14 protein-coding genes are annotated in these 17,662 nt (G+C 71.0%); 5 read left to right on the forward strand and 9 right to left on the reverse strand.

Features of this window, described 5'->3' with window-relative positions; translation table 11 throughout:
* Positions 1-143 precede the first annotated feature (143 nt).
* The 3 genes from ACIBJH_RS24550 (at position 144) to ACIBJH_RS24560 (ending at position 3,471) form a co-directional block, all read left to right on the forward strand.
* Positions 144-818: a response regulator transcription factor gene (locus ACIBJH_RS24550; protein WP_399118980.1), complete on the forward strand. Its 675-nt coding sequence runs from the start codon at positions 144-146 to the stop codon at positions 816-818.
* Between the two features lie 8 nt (positions 819-826).
* Complete coding sequence (locus ACIBJH_RS24555; protein ID WP_399118981.1) at positions 827-2,491, forward strand: ATP-binding protein; 1,665 nt, start codon at positions 827-829, stop codon at positions 2,489-2,491.
* 77 nt (positions 2,492-2,568) lie between these two features.
* Positions 2,569-3,471, forward strand: a complete 903-nt coding sequence (locus ACIBJH_RS24560) for an SGNH/GDSL hydrolase family protein (RefSeq protein WP_399118982.1) — start codon at positions 2,569-2,571, stop codon at positions 3,469-3,471.
* Here the strand turns inward: ACIBJH_RS24560 and ACIBJH_RS24565 are convergent.
* From ACIBJH_RS24565 to ACIBJH_RS24605, 9 genes are all read right to left on the reverse strand, one after another.
* Positions 3,425-4,090 carry a TetR/AcrR family transcriptional regulator gene (locus ACIBJH_RS24565; protein WP_399118983.1) on the reverse strand — a complete coding sequence of 222 codons (666 nt, stop codon included), beginning with the start codon at positions 4,088-4,090 and terminating at the stop codon, positions 3,425-3,427. The two genes, ACIBJH_RS24560 and ACIBJH_RS24565, sit on opposite strands and share 47 nt — an antisense overlap.
* Positions 4,087-6,093: a CocE/NonD family hydrolase gene (locus ACIBJH_RS24570; protein WP_399118984.1), complete on the reverse strand. Its 2,007-nt coding sequence runs from the start codon at positions 6,091-6,093 to the stop codon at positions 4,087-4,089. Before ACIBJH_RS24570 ends, ACIBJH_RS24565 begins: the two co-directional genes overlap by 4 nt.
* Positions 6,090-7,820: a dipeptide ABC transporter ATP-binding protein gene (locus tag ACIBJH_RS24575; RefSeq protein ID WP_399118985.1), complete on the reverse strand. Its 1,731-nt coding sequence runs from the start codon at positions 7,818-7,820 to the stop codon at positions 6,090-6,092. Before ACIBJH_RS24575 ends, ACIBJH_RS24570 begins: the two co-directional genes overlap by 4 nt.
* Positions 7,820-8,707: an ABC transporter permease gene (locus ACIBJH_RS24580; protein WP_399118986.1), complete on the reverse strand. Its 888-nt coding sequence runs from the start codon at positions 8,705-8,707 to the stop codon at positions 7,820-7,822. Before ACIBJH_RS24580 ends, ACIBJH_RS24575 begins: the two co-directional genes overlap by 1 nt.
* Positions 8,704-9,660: an ABC transporter permease gene (locus tag ACIBJH_RS24585; protein ID WP_399118987.1), complete on the reverse strand. Its 957-nt coding sequence runs from the start codon at positions 9,658-9,660 to the stop codon at positions 8,704-8,706. The genes ACIBJH_RS24580 and ACIBJH_RS24585 overlap by 4 nt, the downstream gene beginning before the upstream one ends.
* A gap of 2 nt (positions 9,661-9,662) precedes the next feature.
* Positions 9,663-11,246 (reverse strand): ABC transporter substrate-binding protein, encoded by a 1,584-nt coding sequence (locus ACIBJH_RS24590; protein ID WP_399118988.1) that lies wholly within the window; start codon positions 11,244-11,246, stop codon positions 9,663-9,665.
* A 164-nt stretch (positions 11,247-11,410) separates the two neighbouring features.
* On the reverse strand, positions 11,411-12,202 hold the full coding sequence (locus ACIBJH_RS24595) for an ABC transporter permease (protein WP_399118989.1): 792 nt from the start codon (positions 12,200-12,202) through the stop codon (positions 11,411-11,413).
* Positions 12,199-12,999, reverse strand: coding sequence for a class I SAM-dependent methyltransferase (locus tag ACIBJH_RS24600; RefSeq protein WP_399118990.1), 801 nt, complete (start codon positions 12,997-12,999; stop codon positions 12,199-12,201). Before ACIBJH_RS24600 ends, ACIBJH_RS24595 begins: the two co-directional genes overlap by 4 nt.
* Before the next feature lie 5 nt (positions 13,000-13,004).
* The gene (locus ACIBJH_RS24605; protein WP_399118991.1) at positions 13,005-14,039 is read right to left on the reverse strand and encodes an ABC transporter substrate-binding protein; all 1,035 of its coding nucleotides are present in this window, start codon (positions 14,037-14,039) and stop codon (positions 13,005-13,007) included.
* Between the two features lie 156 nt (positions 14,040-14,195).
* On the opposite strand from ACIBJH_RS24605, the gene ACIBJH_RS24610 reads away from it, so the two are divergent.
* Both ACIBJH_RS24610 and ACIBJH_RS24615 read left to right on the forward strand, forming a co-directional pair.
* The gene (locus ACIBJH_RS24610) at positions 14,196-14,954 is read left to right on the forward strand and encodes an ABC transporter ATP-binding protein (protein ID WP_399118992.1); all 759 of its coding nucleotides are present in this window, start codon (positions 14,196-14,198) and stop codon (positions 14,952-14,954) included.
* 178 nt (positions 14,955-15,132) lie between these two features.
* Positions 15,133-17,661 carry a beta-L-arabinofuranosidase domain-containing protein gene (locus tag ACIBJH_RS24615; RefSeq protein ID WP_399118993.1) on the forward strand — a complete coding sequence of 843 codons (2,529 nt, stop codon included), beginning with the start codon at positions 15,133-15,135 and terminating at the stop codon, positions 17,659-17,661.
* Position 17,662: the final 1 nt, after the last annotated feature.

Below are 17,662 nucleotides of genomic sequence, written 5' to 3' on the forward strand. Positions count from 1 at the left end.
GAGCCCGCGCCGGAACTCCCCCCGAGCGGCTCCCCCTTGAACCGTGGGTGCCTACTGTTCTACCTTCGCCACATGGTCGGGGCATCAACGCCCGCTCATCAGCGACACAACGAGCGGGCCGAGGTCGGGCCAGGTGATGCGGGATGCGTCCGCACCTGGCACTGATCGAGGACGAACCCGATTTCGCACTGATGTGCCGTTCCTACCTGGAGCACGAGGGATTCACCGTCACCTGGGCCATGGACGCCCGCGCCGGAAAGTCCGTCCTGCACGAGAGCCGCATCGATCTCGCCGTCCTCGACCTGGGCCTCCCGGACGGCAGCGGCCTGGAACTCCTGCGGGCGCTCCGCTCCACCAGCCGGCTTCCGGTCATCATCGTCACCGGCCGGGGCGCGGAGGCCGACCGGGTGGCGGGACTGGAGATCGGCGCCGACGACTACCTCGTCAAGCCGTTCTCACAGCGGGAGTTGGTGGCGCGCATCCGGGCGGTGCTGCGCAGGTCGCAGCCACCGGAGGTCCCGGCGGTGATCCAGGTCGGCTCGCTGCGGATCGACACGGCCGCCCGCCAGGCGTCCGCCGACGGCGTCTTCCTCACCCTGCGCCCCAAGGAGTACGCCCTGCTGGAGATGCTCGGCGAGGCGCCCGGCCGGGTGTTCTCCACCGAGCAGGTCCTCGACCGGATCTGGGGTGCTTCCTGGCAGCAGCCCGCCACCGTGATCGAGCACGTGTACCGCCTGCGCGGCAAGCTCGCGGCACTCCCCACGCCCGCACCCCGGATCACCACGGTCCGCGGCTACGGCTACCGCCTCGACCCCTGAGAGCCGCCATGCCGCCCCTCGCCACCCCCGACTTCCGGCTGCTCTTCGACTCCTCGCTCTCCCCGCTGCTGGTGCTCAGCCCCGACTTCACCATCGTCGAGGTCAACCGCGCGTATCTCGCGGCCACCCGTACGGAACGCACGATCGTCGGGCAACGGATCTTCGACGTCTTCCCCGACAACCCCGACGACCCTTCGGCGGACGGGGTGGCCAATCTGCGCCGCTCGCTGGAGTCGGTGGCGGCCACGGGCCGCAAGGACACCATGGCCCTGCAGCGCTACGACATCCCGACCGGCGAGGCGGGCGGCTTCGCCGAGCGGTACTGGAGCCCCGTCAACTCCCCCGTCCTGGACGCCGAGGGACGAGTCACGCACATCATCCACCGGGTGGAGGACGTCACGGACTTCGTGCATCTGCGCCGGGTCGGCCGGGAGCAGGAACGGGCCGCCGCCGAGGCGCAGATGCGGGCCGAGGGCATGGAGATCGACCTGTTCGTACGGGCCCGGGAGATCCGCGAGGTCAACGAGCAACTGAGCCGCGCGAATGCCGAACTGGACGCGGCGGGACGGCAGTTGAGGGAGGAGCAGCGGGCCAAGGACCGGTTCGTCGCCACGCTCTCGCACGAACTGCGCAACCCGCTCGCCGCCGCCTGCGCGGCCGTGGAACTGCTCGCGCTGGATCTGCCCGACGGCGGCCTTCCCGCACTGGCCGTCCTGGAGCGGCAGTTGGGCACGCTGGTGCGGATGAGCAACGATCTCCTCGACGGCACACGGGCGTTGACCGGCCGCCTTGAGCTGGTGTCCGAACGGGTCGACGTACGCTCCGTGGTCGAGAGCGCCTGCGCCGACATCCGGAGCCTGTTCGGACACGAGGAGCGCACCCTCCGACTGGCCTTGCCGGACACACCCGTTGTGGTCGACGGGGACCGCCTGCGGCTGGCGCAGGTGCTGACGAACCTGCTGTCCAACGCGCTCAAGTACACCCCGCCCGGCGGCAGTACGGAGGTCCGGCTCACGGTCGGGGACGAACAGGCCCGGCTGACCGTGCGGGACGACGGCATAGGCTTCGAACCCGCCCAGGCCGAGGACCTGTTCGGGCTGTTCATGCGGGCGGCTCCGGCGGGCCCGAACACACCCGAGGGGCTCGGGCTGGGACTCGCGGTCGCCCGGACGGTGGTCGAGCTGCACGGCGGCCGGATCGGCGCGCACAGCGAAGGGCCGGGCAGGGGCGCGACGTTCACGGTCCTCCTGCCGCGCGCCGACGAGACGGCTCCGGAGCCGGTACGGCCGTCCACGCCCCCTCGCGCCCGGCGCCGACTGGCCATCCTGATCGTGGAGGACAACACCGACCTGGCCGCGACCTACCGCACCCTCCTGGAACGCCAGGGCCACCATGTCACCGCCGTGCACACCGGCGCCGACGCGCTCACCGCGACCGAGGCCGACGTCTTCGACGTGGTCCTGTGCGACCTGGGGCTGCCCGACACCGACGGCTACACGGTGGCCCGTACGGTACGGTCCCGGCCGCACGGTGACCGGCCACGTCTGATCGCGGTCTCCGGCTTCAGCCGGGGCACCGACCGCTCGCTGTCCCGGACGGCCGGCTTCGACGCCCACCTCGCCAAGCCGCTGCCGCTGACGGATCTGCTCGACCTGCTGGAGCGTCTGGAGTAGCGGGGCGTCTTCCCCCTTCACCCTGCCTGTGCTTGCCTGGGGAGCCGTTTTCCGGTGCCCGGGGCGGGAGTCGCCGTATGCGGAAGCCGTGGATCGTGGGTGTGCTGCTGGCCGGAGTGCTGCTCGGCGCGTGCACGGACCCGGCGTCCGGACCCGCGGTCACCCCACCGACGCCTTCGGTGCCGACCGCCACACACCGACAAGTCCCCGTCGCCCCGGTGAAGTCGGCGCCCCGTGTGCTGTATCTCGGAGACTCCCTCGCGATGGAGAGCCAGCGGGTGCTCGGGCAGGAACTCCGCGGCACGCTCGACGCGACGTACACGAGTGCCCCGTACTCGGGGACCACACTGTGCGACTACCTGGAGGGCACCGGGGCGCGTTCCCTGGTGCCGGACGGCGACAAGGCGGCGGCGCTGGTGCGCGCGCTGCAGCCGGACTTCGTGGTCCTGCAGTTCTGGGGCAACGCGTGGGGCTACACGCCCTGCATGGACGGGATCACCTACGACGCCGACCGGCAGACGTATCTGCGGCGGTACGCCTCCGACATCAGGAAGCTCACCGCGCAGATCGCGACCGCCGGAGGTGCCCAACGGCCCACCGTCGTCTGGGTGTTGCAGGGGCCGGACCCGATCACCCCCGAGCGCGTCCGGGCGGTGAACGCGCTCTACGGGACATCGGCCAGGTCCACGGGCGACATCGTCGCCGACGCCGGCAAGGCCGTGAGCCCCGCCGGCGCCCGCTACACCTGGACCCAGTACCTCCCGTGCACCGCCTACGAGCGCGCCCACCCCGACTACTGCACCCAGCCCGGCAACGGCCGTACGACCCTGCACCGGGACGACGACTACCTGCACTTCTGCCTGGCACCGACGACCTCGACGCCCAGGCCGTGTCCGGTCCGCTCCCCCGGCATCCTGCGCATGGCCCGGGAGATCACCCGCGTGATCGGCTCCCGAGCTCGGTCTCGATCAGCCGGTTGAGGTGACGACGGGCGTCCTCGGTGCTCAACGGCGGTGCCTGGCGCAGCCGTTGCAGGGCGAGGCCGTCGGCGAGGGCGGCGAAGCGGACCGTGAAGCCGTCGAGGTCGTCGGAGCGGAACTCGCCGTCGGCGACGCCCCGTTCGGCCAGCGCGCGGATCTGCTGGTGCCAGCTCTCGTAGCGCCGGGCCTGACCGCTGCTGAAGGCCTCGTCAGTGCCCTGTTCGCCCGCGTTCCAGTAGTCGAACCACATCCGCCAGTGCCGGTCGGTGTCCTCGGTGAACAGCGCGTCGACCAGCAGCCGCAGCGCCTCCGCCCCGCTGGTCGCCTGCTCGGCGGCCTCGTGCAACTCGGCGTAGTAGCGCTCGATGTGCAGCACCATCGCCTCGGAGAGGATCTCCTGCACACTCCCGAAGTGGTACGTGACGGTACCGACGGAGACCCCGGCGGCAGCGGCCACGTCCCGCACACCGACCGAGGCGTAGCCGCGTTCCGCTATCAGCGGGACGGCCGCCTCGACGATCAACCGGCGCCGCACCTCGGTGGGCTGCCGGGTGCGGTCGGCGGCGGCGACGGCACGGCGCGGTGCCTTGGCGGCCTGCGAGGGCTTGGCGGCCGTCATCCCGACGTCCTCGGGGTGGTGCGGTGCCATGCGCGCTTGGCCACTGTCTCTCCGTTCGCCCGTGCTTCGACGCGACTGTCCATGACGAAGTCCGCGGCCGTGGCGCGCAGCTCCGTCCACGCCATGATCTCAGCGTCGTAGTCGTCCCCGCGCCGCAACCGGATCCGCCACTCCGACACGGCGTGCGCCGACAGCGGGTCGTCGCTCCGGATGCGGTACGTCTCCCGCGCGCTCTCTTCGTAGCGCAGCCCGTCCGGATATGTCCGCGAGCCTCCGTAGTTGGGGTCGACCTCCAGCGTCCACTCCCCCTTGGCGACATCGTGCGTGACCAGCCGCTCGGGGGTCGGCTCGGCGGGCCGGTCGTACGTCACGTCGAGCGGGACCGCCTGCTCGGGCTCCTCGAAGCGGATCGGCGGCTCCGATCCCCTTTCGCGCACGGGCAGTTGTACGACGCTCTCGGCCGGGACGACCCGCAGCTCGCCGCGCTCGCCGTGCGGCCACACCCACGGCCAGTAGGTCTCGGAGACGGCGAGGCGGATCCGGTGGCCGGGCGGGATCGCGTACCCGATGCCGGTCAGCTCGAACTCGACGTCCTCGTACGTCCCCGGTGTCCACTCGACGGCCCGGTCCCGGCCGTGCCTGCTCAGCAGGTTGAGCACGCCACGGGTGACGAGCGTGGACGAGCCGTCCGGGGCGACATCGCACAGCCGGGCGACGACATGAGCGCGCGGGGTGGCGCTGTCGAGACGGAGCCGGACGCGCGGCCGGCCGAGGATCTCGACGCGTTCGGTGAGCGGCTCGGAGTCGAAGCAGACCGAACGGCCGTCCTCCTCACGCTGGTCCGGCGGCAGATCGCTCGCGTTCCCGAAGGGGAAGAAGCGCCCGGCGTCGAGACCGGTGTGCTGCGGGGACCGTACGAGGACGGGCTCAGTGCCTGCGCCGAGCGGCCTTGAGTCCCAACCGACCTTCGGGCTGGGCCAGTTGACATCACCCACCCAACGGCCGGGCAGTACGTCGTACGACGTCGCCGGCGGAACCGGGTCCGTGATCCAGGCCCGGAGCAGGGGCTCCCCCATCACCCCCGTGTCGATGCCCTTGAGGTGCTGGTCCCACCAACGCAGCGTCTCCTGGAGGAAGCCGATCGCGGGGCCCGGCGGCAGTCCCCGGTCGGGGTACTGGTGCGACCAGGGGCCGACGATCCCCCGGACGCGGTCGCCGGGCAAGTGCTCGACGAGCCGCAGGACGGTGTCCCGATACGGGTCGTTCCAGCCGCCGACCGCGAGGACGGCCGCGTCGATCGCGGTGTAGTCCTCGCAGACGCTGCCGTGCTTCCAGTAGTCGTCGCGCTGTTGGTGGTCGAGCCAGGCGTGCAGAAAGGGTTCGAGGGCGTCGAGGCGTTCGCGCCACATCGGCAGCCAGCGGTCCGCGCCGACGCTCGCCGGGTCCGGCGGGCGGGCCGCGAAGGCGAGCATGGTGCCGGCCCAGGCGAGCATGTCGATGCCGAGGACCGCGCCGCCCGTGTAGTGGACGTCGTTGTCGTAGCGGTCGTCGGTCGAGCAGACGGTGACGATCGCCTTGAGCGGTTCGGGGGCGAGCGCGGCGATCTGGAGGGAGTTGAAGCCGCCCCAGGAGATCCCGAACATACCGACCTTGCCGGTGCACCAGGGCTGCGCGGCAAGCCAGTTGACGACATCCACACCGTCCGCGAGTTCCTGCGCGTCGTACTCGTCGCCGGGCAGGCCCTCACTGTCGCCGTGCCCTCGGATGTCGACGCGCACGGAGGCATAGCCGTGCCCGGCGTACCAGGGGTGGCGCTGCGCATCCCGGGGCGCGGTCCAGTCGCTCTTGCGGTACGGCAGGTATTCGAGCAGCGCGGGCACCGGGTCCGACTCTGCGTCATCTGGCCGCCAGACGCGGGCGTGCAGCCGGGTCCTTCCGTCCCGGGTGGGGATCCAGACGTCCTCACGGACGACCTGGCGGTCGAACTGCTTGCGGTACTTCACAAAGCTCCTTCTGCCACAGGGGCGTTGAGGGGTCGCCAGCGTCGGACACGGTGGCCGTCGTCGCCTTGGTCGGTCCAGATGTCGTCGCCGTCCGCCGCGTCGGCCCAGTCGGCGGTGTCGTCGACGTAGGGCTGTGCGTCGGGGTCGGGTTCGAGGGCGGCGGCCATGAGCTGGCGGGTGTAGGGGTGCCGGGGGTCGGCGAACACGGCATCCGTCGGGCCCTCCTCCACGACGACTCCGTGGCGCAGGACCACGACCCGGTCCGCGATCCCTCGTACGACGGCCAGGTCGTGGCTGATGAACAGGCAGGCGAGGTCGCGCTCGCGACGGAGGTCGTCGAGGAGGCGGAGTACGTCCGCCTGCACCGACACATCCAGGGCGGTGGTGATCTCGTCGGCGATCAGGACGTCCGGCTCGCCCGCCAACGCCCGTGCGATGCCGATGCGTTGACGCTGACCGCCGGAGAGCTGCGCGGGCAGGCGATCGGCGAGGGCCGGGTCGAGCCGTACGTCGGCGATGAGCTGTCGGGCCCGCTCGGCCACCTCCGTGCGGTCGGTCGCCGTGCCGAAGAAGCGCAGGGGGTGGCGGACCGCGTCGCCCACGGAGCGGCGCGGGTTGAGCGAGGTGTCCGCGTTCTGGAAGACGAGCTGCACCCGGCGCCGCAGGGACAGCGGCCGTTGCTGCGCCGGACGGGCCAGGTCGCCGTCCTCGTGCCGCATGGTGCCGCCGGACGGGGTGCGCAGTCCGGCCAGGGTCCACGCGAGGGTGGACTTGCCGCTGCCCGACTCCCCGACGAGGGCGAGGACTTCGCCGCGCCGGACGTCGAAGGAGACGCCGTGCACTGCGCGCGTACTGCCGTAGTCGATGGTCACGTCCTGCGCGGAGACGGCAACGGGAGCGTCGGCGGGCACCACGGCCTTGGGCCTGACCTCCCGCTCCCCTGCCTCGCCGACGACCGCGAGACCGGCGTCGTCGAGGCGCGGAACGCTCGCCAACAGGCGGCGGGTGTAAGGGTCTTGTGGCTGGGTGAAGAGCTGCCTGGTGGGCGCCGATTCGACCACCCGGCCCGACCGCAGGACGGTCACCTCGTCGGCCATGTGGGCGACGACCCCGAGGTCGTGGCTCACCAGCACGGCGGCCAGGCCGAGTTCGTCGCTCAGAGCCGCGATCAGATCGAGGACGCTGCGCTGGGTGACGACGTCCAGGCCGGTCGTCGGTTCGTCGAGGACCAGGACCTTGGGGCGGGCCGCGATGGCCATGGCGATGGCGACGCGCTGCTGCTGGCCGCCGGAGAGTTCGTGCGGGTAACGGCGGGCCAGGTCGGCGGGGTTGGGCAACCGGACCTGTTCGAGGAGTTCCACGACGGGGACCTCGCCGCCGGCCTCCGCGATCTGGCGTCCGATGCGCATGGAGGGGGTGAGGGCGTGGCCGGCGTTCTGCCCGACCATGGCGACCGTGCCGCCGCGCAGCCGCCGCAAGTCCCGTGCGGGCAGGGCGAATACGTCGGAGCCGGACACCTGGACCGATCCTCCGGTGATCCGGGAGCCGTGGCGCAGATGCCCGAGGAGGGTCGCGGCGACGGTCGACTTGCCGCTGCCGGATTCCCCGACGAGCGCGTGTGTCCGGCCCTCGGAGACGTCCAGCGACACCTCGTGCACGACGGGCACGTCCCGGCCGCCCGAACGGTAGGCCACGGACAGGGAGTGGACGGAAACGATCGGGGTCATCAGGAGCCCTCCCTGATCCGGTCGACGCCCCACGCCTTGGACAGGCCGTCGGCCGCGAGGTTGAGTCCGACCACGAGGGTGGCCAGGGCGATGATGGGCGCGATGCTCGCCATCGGGACGACGGTGATGGCGGTGCGGTTCTCGGCGACCATCAGTCCCCAGTCGGGAGTCGGCGGGTCGGCGCCGAAGCCGAGGAAGGACAGCGAGGAGATCAGCAGCACGACCCAGGAGGCCCGCATCGCGAACTCCACGCACACCACGTCCGTGATGTTCGGCAGGATCTCCCGGCGCAGGATCGACCAGGTGCTCTCGCCTCGGGCGCGGGCCGCGGTCACGTAGTCGGCGGGGACGACCGCGAGGGCGGCGCCGCGTACGACGCGGACGACCTGCGGGACGTAGGTGATCGCGACGGCGAGGACGATGACCGCAGGGCCGGTGCCGAGGGCGGTCACCACGACGAGCAGGGCGAGGATCGACGGTACGGAGAGGACCGCGTCCAGGATCCGGCCCAGTACGTCGTCGAACCAGCCGCCGCGCAGTGCCGCCGCGCAGCCGATGACCGTGCCCAGGGCGACGGTGAGGAGGGTGGCGGCGAGGGAGACGCCGAGGGCGTACCGGCCGCCGTAGAGGACGCGGGCGAGGACGTCGCGGCCGTACTGGTCGGTGCCGGCCCAGTGGCTCCAACTGGAGCCGAGCAAGGCGTGGTTGGCGTCGTTCGCGATCGGGTCGTAGGAGGTGAGCAGCGGGGCCAGCAGGGCGATCACGACGTGTACGGCGACGATCGCGAGGCCGATGAGCGCCGTGCGGGAGCTGGTCAGGGTGCGCCAGGCGCGGACGGTGCGGGCGCCGCGGACGGTGGTCGGCGGGGCGGTGGCGAGCGTGGTCATCGGGTCCTCCCTCGGGTGCGGAGCCTGGGGTTGAGGGCCATGGTGGCCAGGTCGGCGGCGAGGTTGCAGACGACGTAGACGACCGCGCTGATCAGGGCGATGGCCTGGATGGTGGGCAGGTCGCGGTTCTGCACGGAGGAGAGCATCAGCTTGCCGATGCCGGGGTAGTTGAAGACGTTCTCGACCACCGCGACCCCGCCCACCAGCCACGCCACGTTGAGCGCGATGACGTGCAGGGTGGGCAGCAGGGCGCTCGGCAGGGCGTGCCGGGTGACGACCCGCCAGGTGGAGAGGCCCTTGAGGCGGGCGGTGGTGACGTACTCGGTGGCCATCACGTCGATGACGGAGGTGCGGGCCATGCGGACGATGTACGCGGCCATCACCACGGCGAGAGCGAGGGCGGGAAGCCATACGGCGGGCAGGAGTTGGCCGACCGTGGCGTCCGGGCCGTAGAGGACGACCGCCGGGAACCACGGGAGGGCGACCGAGAAGCACAGGACGAGGACGGTGGCGACGACGAACTCGGGGACGCTCATGCCGACGAGGCTGACCGTGGAGATGAGGTGGTCGGGCCAGCGGTCGCGGTACAGGCCCGCGAGGATGCCGAGGACGATCGAGCCGGTGACCGCGAAGAGGACCGTGACGAGGGCGATCAGGGCCGAGTTGCCGAGGTACATGGACACTTCGCCGCCGACCGCCTTGCCGGAGACAAGAGATGTGCCGAAGTCGCCGTGGAGCGCGCCTCCCACCCAGTCGAAGTACCGCTCCCAGGCGGGCTGATCGAGCTTGAGCTTGGTGCGCAGGGCGGCCACCGCGTCCGGGGTCGCGTCCTTGCCGAGGATCTGCGTCGCGACGTCGCCCGGCAGGGCCTGGACGGCGAGGAAGACGAGGACGGAGGACAGGAAGAGGGTGCCAACTGCGGCTGCTATGCGGCGGGTTATGAAGGAGAGCATGGTCAGGCTCCCTTCAGGCCGATGCCCAGGTAGTCGAACTCGAAGCCGTGCTCGGCGTATCCGCGCACCTTGCGGGAGATGCCGACGAGCCGGTCGGCGAACATCGGGGTCATCGCCCCGCCCCTCTCGATCACCAACGTCTGTGCCTCGCCGTACAGTTCGCGCCGCTTGGTCTCGTCCAGCTCGGCGCGGGCCCGGTCGAGGACCGCGTCGAAGCCCTTGTCGGACCAGGCGGTCTCGTTGTACGAGGAGCCGCTGCGGAAGATCTGGGTGAAGAGCTGGTCGACGGGACGGCCCGTGAACCAGTAGGTCGCCATCAGCGGCTTCTTCATCCAGATCTGCGTGTAGTAGGAGTCCGCCGAGGCCGTCTTGACCTTGATACGGATGCCGGCCCGCTTCGCGGAGTCCTGGTAGGCGAGTGCCATCGGCGTGAACAGCGGGTCGTAGGAGGAGGTGTAGAGGTCCATCGCCAGGCCCTCGTGGCCCGCCTGCTTGAGCAGGTACTTCGCCTTCTCCGGGTCGTGCTTGGGGTGCGCGGAGATGTAGGCCGGGTCACTGGGCGGCACCGGGTTGTCCCAGCCGGCCGTGCCCGCGCCCTGGAGGGCGACCTGCACGACGTGCTCGGGGTCGTAGGCGAGCTTCATCGCCTGGCGGACGCGGACGTCGGTGAAGGGCTTCTCGGTGGTGAGCATCGGGAGGACGTACCACTGGGCGTTCTTCACGCGGGCGATGGTGGCCCGGTCCGAGGCGGCGACCACGCGGGCCGTCGCGAAGTCGAGGTTGGTCTGGGAGAGCAGGTCGACTTGGCCTGCCAGCAAGGCGTTTGAGCGGGCCGACATGTCGGCGACCGAGTAGAAGTCGATCGTGTCGAGTACCGGGCGGCCCGCCCAGTGGTCGGTGTACGCGGTGACGCGGCCGGGGCCAGCCGGGGCGAACGACTCCAGCTTGAAGGGGCCGGTGCCGATGCCGGTGCGGCCGATGGACTTCGCGCTGCCGTCGGGGATGACGTAGCAGTTGTAGTGCGTCAGCAGGCTCGGGAACTCGGCGTTCGGGGTCTTGAGCGGGACGACGAGGGTGTGGGCGTCGGGTGTGCCCAGCTTCGCCGGGTCGATGAGCGGGGCGAGGACCGCGGCCTGCGGAGAGGCCGTCGCCTTGTCGAGGATGTGGCGGAGTGTGTAGGCGGCGTCGGCGGAGGTGAAGGCGCGGCCGTTGTGGAAGGCGACGTCCTTGCGGAGGCGGAAGGTCCAGGTGCGGGCCTTGGCGTCGGGCTCCCAGGACTCGGCGAGGTCGGGGGCCAGCTCACCGTTCGTGCCGATGCGGACGAGCCGGTTGTAGAGCGCGCCCAGGTACTCGTACGCGGAGAGTGAGCTGGCCGGATCGAGGGTCTCGGCGTCGGAGGCGGGCGGCCGGGCGATGCGCAGCGTCCCGCCGCGGTCGGGGGCGCCCTTCGCGGCGGCGGCCGGCAGGACGGGGGCGGCCTCCGCCCCGGCACAGCCGGTCAGCAGCCAGGACCCGCCGAGTGCCGCCGCCGAGGCGAGGCCCGCGGTGAGCACCGACCGGCGGCCCGGGTGGTGGATGTCGGACATGTACCGACCGTCCTTGTCGCTATTCGTTCAGCTATTCGTTCAGCGGAACGATTGAGTGAAGTGCGTGAACGATAACGAGGGGATGGTTTCCCGCCAACCCTTTGGGCGCGGAAATTAACGTCCGAAACGCACTGGTTACCGGGAGGCGTCGCGCAGGGGGCGGCTCAGCCGGTGATCTCGCGGGCCCAGGGCAGCAGTGCCCGCTCCGCGAGGACGACGGCGTAGAAGAGGAGCACGCTCATGGCGCTGAGCAGGGCCATCGCGGCGAACGCGAGGGGTGTGTCGGCGTTGCCGCCGGAGGCCACGATCACGTAGCCGAGGCCCTGGTCGCCGCCCGCGAACTCGCCGACGACCGCACCCACGACGGCGAGGGTCACGCCGAGGCGCAGGCCGACGAAGACCTGGGGCAGGGCCCAGGGGATGCGGAGTTTTCGGTAGGTCTGCCAGCGGGACGCGGTAAGGGAGTGGGCCAGCTCGGTCAGCTCCAGGGGGACGGACGTCAGCCCTGCCATCGTCGACACGACGACCGGGAACCAGGCGAGCAGCGCCACCATGAACACCTTCGGGGCCGTGCCGAAGCCGAGCCAGACCACGAGGAGCGGTGCCACCGCGATCTTCGGTACGGCGTTGACGGCGACCAGCAACGGCATGACCGCGCGTTCCACGCCCCGGGACGCGGTGAGCAGCACGGCGGTCACGAGTCCCGCGCCGACGGCCAGGCCGAAGCCGACGGCCGTCTCGGTGAACGTCTGCCAGCTCTGACGCAGCAGATAGCCGGGCAGCCGGCCGAAGGCGTCGACGACATCGGGCGGCGCGGGCAGCAGGAACGGCCGGATGTCGAAGACGACGGTCACCAGCCACCACCCGGCGAGCGCGCACACGGCCGCCAGGACCGGCGGTCCCGCCGACAGGACGCGTCTCACGCCGGTGGCCAGTGCCGTCGGTACGCCTCTCACACCGGGGGCCTGCGGCCGATGGTCGAGTAGGTGAAGTGGCCGCGCACCAGCAGCCGGGGGTCGGCCACCAGCCGGTCCAGCTCGGCGAGTTGGGCCTCCGTCATGCCGGCCGCGAGGAAGTCCTCGCGTGCCTGCGCGATGTTCGCGGCGATCAGCAGCGCGCCCGCGGTACCGCCCGGCCAGGAGCGGGAGTGGATCACGGTGTCCACGTCGGTCAGGCCCGCTTCCAGCATGGCGGCGGGTACCCGTCCGGCCCAGGTGGGGTCGTTGCCGTGGGCGGGCAGCACGCGTTCGACCAGCAACTCGTGGTAGAGATCGACCAGTTCGGCGGCCTGCGGGGTGGGGGCCGCGAGCACCAGCTTGCGGAAGGTCGTCTCGAAGTCCTCCAGCACCAGCGCGCCGCCGGGCGCGAGGGCCGCCGCGAGCCTCCGGAGCACGGCCTCCCGTCCGGGCAGATGCAGCAGCACCAGCCGGGCGTGGATCACGTCCCAGGGGCCGTCCGGCACCGGTTCGCTCTCCAGGTCGTGCACCAGCACGTCGTACGGCGGACTCGCGGGCAGATGGCGGGTGTTGACGTCGGTCGCCAGCACCCGTCCCGTCGGTCCCGTCGCACGGGCGAGCCACGCGGCGATGCTGCCGCCCCCGGCGCCGGTCTCCAGGCAGCGCAGGCCGGTCAGATCGCCGAGGGAGGACAGCCGCGCGATGGTGAACTCGTCGAGGATCGCCGGGAGTTGGCCGTGCCGGTCGGCGGCTTCGGGATGGTCGTTGTCGAAGACGTACGAGAGCGGGGTCTCCATGGCCGTCAACTCGCCTTCATGGCGGCGAAGTCGACGACGTCCTGGGGTGTCATCCCCGGCTGAATGACACCGGCCTTCTCCAGGCTGGTGAGGGCGCCTCGCATCCGCGCCTCGGTGATCACGCCGATGTTCGCGTCGCCCTCGGCCGTCACGGCCGGTGTCATGAGCTTGATCTCCTGGGTCGCCGCCGCGGCGTCCGTCTCCGGGTGCTTGGCGTGCAGCAACTTCCCCGCCTCGTCCGGGTGTTGGATCGTGTATTTCAGCCCCTTGAGAAGGGCGGTGCGGAAGCGCTTGACCAGGTCGGGTTGCTTGGCGGCGATGGTGGCCGTGGTGACCGTCGCGTTACCGAACAGGTCGGGCAGATAAGTGCTGTAGGGAAACACGACGACGTGCTTCGACCGGGCCTGCACGGTGGCCTTCTCGATGGTGGGCCGGCCGATCAGGAAGGTGCTGAGCGCGTCGGCCTTTCCGCTCGCGAGGGCCGGGCCCAACTGGACGGGCTGGACGGCGATCCAGTGGATTCCGGCGGTGTCGATACCGGCGAGCTTGGCGTAGCCGGGGAACAGCAGCTGGTTCACGGAGTTGGCGGCGGCGGCGATCTTCTTGCCCGTGAGGTCCTTCGGGGTGCTGATGCCCGAGCCCTGCATCGCCATGATGGAGACGAGGGTGCGCTGGTGGATGGCGAGCACGGCGCGGAAGTCGCGATAGGCCGAGGAGTTCTTGGCTCCGGCGGAAATCATCGCGCCCGTCAGGTCGAGACTGGTGAACTGGGCCTTTCCGGAAGCGAGGGCCTTGAGGTTCTCTCCGGCGGCCTTTCCGAGTTCGATCTTCACGTCGATTCCGGCCTGCCGGAAATAGCCCTTCTGCTCGGCCACCCAGGCGAAGGCGTCCCGTCCCGCCGCACCGAAGGCGGTGACATAGGTGAGCTGATCCTTGGCCGAACTCGTGCTCCTGGAAGGGGAGTTGGAGCCACAGGCTACGGCGGCCAGCAGTGTGGCCGCCGCGCACAAAACCGTCGCCGTACGGTGTGAGCGGATCATGCGACCTTCCCTGAGGGGAATGGGTGGGGGGAACTGCAGAAGTCGGTGGGGGGTTTGTCGCCGGGGTCGCGATCCGGCAAATCGTACGCGTGCATGTCACAATCCAGCAGAGCGATTTTCGGTATTCCGCGCACGGCGGCCGACGGGAGTCGACGCGTGATCCAATTACGGGGTGTGTCCAAGGAGTTCGCACATCGGCGCGGCCGTGTCGAAGCGCTTCAGGGCATCGATCTGGAAGCCGGTGACGGCGAGTTCGTGGCGGTCGTCGGGCGTTCCGGCTGTGGGAAGTCGACGCTGCTGCGGCTCATCGCAGGGCTGGCGCCGCCGACCCGGGGCGAGGTCCTCATGGGCGGCCGTGCCGTCACCGGGCCGCGCCACGACTGCGCCGTCCTCTTCCAGCGGCCGGCGCTGCTGCCGTGGCGGTCCGTGCTCGACAATGTGCTGCTGCCTGCGGAGATCTCGGGCGATCGGCGCGACGCCTCGCGGAAACGGGCGCTGGGACTGATCGAGGCGATGGGTCTCGACGGCTTCCAGCGGCGGCTGCCGCACGAGCTGTCCGGCGGGATGCAGCAGCGGGTGGCGCTGTGCCGGTCGCTGATGCAGCGCCCTCGGGTGCTGCTGATGGACGAGCCGTTCTCCGCGCTCGACGCGCTCACCCGGGACGAGTTGTGCGCCGAGTTGCAGCGCACGCACCGCGAGCATCCGTCCACCATCGTCCTCGTCACCCACTCCGTCGACGAGGCGGTCATGCTGGCCGACCGGGTGGTGGTGCTCACGCCCCGCCCCGGCCGGATCCGTACGGTCCTCGACATCACCCTCCCCCGGCCGCGCACGCGCGCCAGGGCCGAGCAGGCGGAGCAACTGGCCCGGCGGGCCGCCGAGTTGCACGCGCTGCTGCTGGACAGCGACACCTGACCCCCAGCCTCATCGTCAACTACCGTCCCTCCACGCCCTGTTGACATCACACAGCGGACGCCTAGCGTGTCCAGCGCACAGCATGTCGCACGACATTCGGGATCTCGAACCGGAGTGGAGCGGTGGAGGGACACCGCCGCCCCGACTCCAACTCCTCGACATGCGAAGGACATTGGTGATGACCCCACCCCTGGGCAGACGTCAGCTGCTCGCGGCCGCAGGTGCCACCTCGGCCGCCCTCACCCTCACCGGCACGGACGGCACGGCGCAGGCCGCCACGGACCGCGCCGCCGACGGACCCACCGCGGTCCGCCCCTTCCCGCTCACCGCCGTGACCCTGCTGGACAGCCCGTTCCGGGACAACCAGCGCCGCAACTCGGCCTATCTGCGCTTCGTCGACCTCGACCGGCTGCTGCACACCTTCCGGACCAACGTCCGCCTGCCCAGCAGCGCGCGGCCCTGCGGCGGCTGGGAGGGGCCCGACGTGGAACTGCGCGGCCACTCCACCGGCCATCTGCTCTCCGGACTCGCGCTCGCGTACGCCAACACCGGTGACACGGTCCTGCGCGACAAGGGCCGGACCCTGGTCGCCGAGCTGGCGAAGTGTCAGGCGGCCTCGCCCGCCGCGGGTTTCCGCACCGGATATCTGTCGGCGTTCCCGGAGAGCTTCTTCGACCGGCTGGAGGCCGGGACCGGGGTGTGGGCGCCGTACTACACGATCCACAAGATCATGGCGGGACTGGTCGAGCAGTACCGGCTGACCGGGAACGAGCAGGCTCTCGACGTGGTGCTCCGGCAGGCGCGCTGGGTCGACGCGCGGACAGCGGGACTGTCGTACGAGCGGATGCAGCGGGTGCTGGAGACGGAGTTCGGCGGGATGAACGACGTGCTCGCCGATCTGCACGCCCTCACCGGGAACACCGCCTGGCTCGATGTCGCCGAACGCTTCACGCACGCCCGGGTGTTCGACCCGCTGGCGGAGGGCGAGGACCGGCTCGCCGGGCTGCACGCCAACACGCAGATCCCGAAGATGGTCGGCGCGCTGCGACTGTGGGAGGAGGGGCTGCCCGAGCGGTACCGCACGATCGGCGCCAACTTCTGGGAGATCGTCACCGGCCACCACTCGTACGTCATCGGCGGCAACAGCAACGGCGAGGCGTTCCACGAACCGGACGTGGTGGCAGGGCAGTTGTCGGACAACACCTGCGAGAACTGCAACAGCTACAACATGCTGAAGCTGACCCGGCTGCTGCACTTCCACACCCCGGACCGCGTCGGCTTGCTCGACTTCTACGAACGGGCCCTGTTCAACCAGCTGTTGGGCGAGCAGGACCCGGACTCCGAGCACGGCTTCAACATCTACTACACCGGTCTGGCGCCGGGATCGGCAAAGCGCCAGCCGTCGTTCATGGGCGCGGATCCGGGCGTGTACTCCACGGACTACGACAACTTCTCCTGCGACCACGGCACCGGCATGGAGACCCAGGCCAAGTTCGCCGACACGATCTACACGCACGACGAACACGCCCTGCTGGTCAACCTGTTCATCCCCTCGCAAGTGGTCTGGCGCGAGCGGGGGATCACCTGGCGGCAGACCACCGGCTTCCCCGACCGCTCCACCACCGCCCTGACGGTCATCGCGGGCCGGGCCGCGCACCGGCTGCGCGTCCGCGTCCCGTCCTGGGCCTCCGGCGCCCGCGCCGCCCTCAACGGCCGTGCGCTGCCCGACCGTCCGAAGCCGGGCACCTGGCTCACCCTGGAGCGGACCTGGCGCGCGGGCGACCGCGTCGAGGTGTCCCTGCCGATGCGTACGGTCGTCGAGCCGACCCCCGACGACCCCGATGTGCAGGCCGTGCTGCACGGTCCGGTGGTGCTGGCCGGGGCGTTCGGCGACCGAGCCGATCCCTGGCTGTCACGCCTGGACGTCGACTCCGTACGGCAGTTGTCGTCGGACCCGCTGCGCTTCACCGCCCGCGCGGACGACACGGACGTGACTCTGCTGCCGATCGCCCGCGTCCACCACCAGCACTACTCGGTGTACTGGCTGACCGGTGAACCCCCGCCCGCTCCCCCGGAGTTCGCCGCCTGGCACCGCTTCGACGAGACCTCGGGCACGACGGCGGCCGACGCGACGGGCAACGGCCGTACGGCCCAACTGATCGGTGGAGCAACGTGGTTGGCGGACGGCCTGGTCGGTGGCGCGGTTGCCCTGGACGGAGTCGACGGTCATGTCGCCCTCGCCGAGGACCTGTTGGCGGGTGCGTCGGCGTACTCGCTCGCCACGTGGGTCCGGCTGGACGGTCGCCCCGGCACCTGGAGCCGGATCTTCGACCTCGGCACCGGCGTCACCGCCAACATGTTCCTGACCCCGCTCAGCGGCGACGGCACCCTGCGATACGCGATCACCGCGGGCGGGGCGGGCGCCGAGCAGCGCATCGACGCCGAGCCACTGCCGACCGACCGCTGGGTGCACGTGGCGGTGGCCTACGGCGACGGGACCGCCGTCCTGTACGTGGACGGCGCGGAAGCGGGCCGGAACGCGGCCGTCACCGTGGAGCCGCGCCGCTTCGGCAACCACGTCCGGGCCGGATACGTCGGCCGGTCGCAGTACGCCGATCCGTACCTGAAGGGCGCGGTCGACGACTTCCGGGTCTACGGCAGGGCGCTGAGCGCCGCCGAGGTGGCGACGCTGGCGCGACCGACATAAC

The sequence above is a fragment of the Streptomyces sp. NPDC050548 genome (assembly GCF_044457385.1).
Taxonomy (GTDB): domain Bacteria; phylum Actinomycetota; class Actinomycetes; order Streptomycetales; family Streptomycetaceae; genus Streptomyces.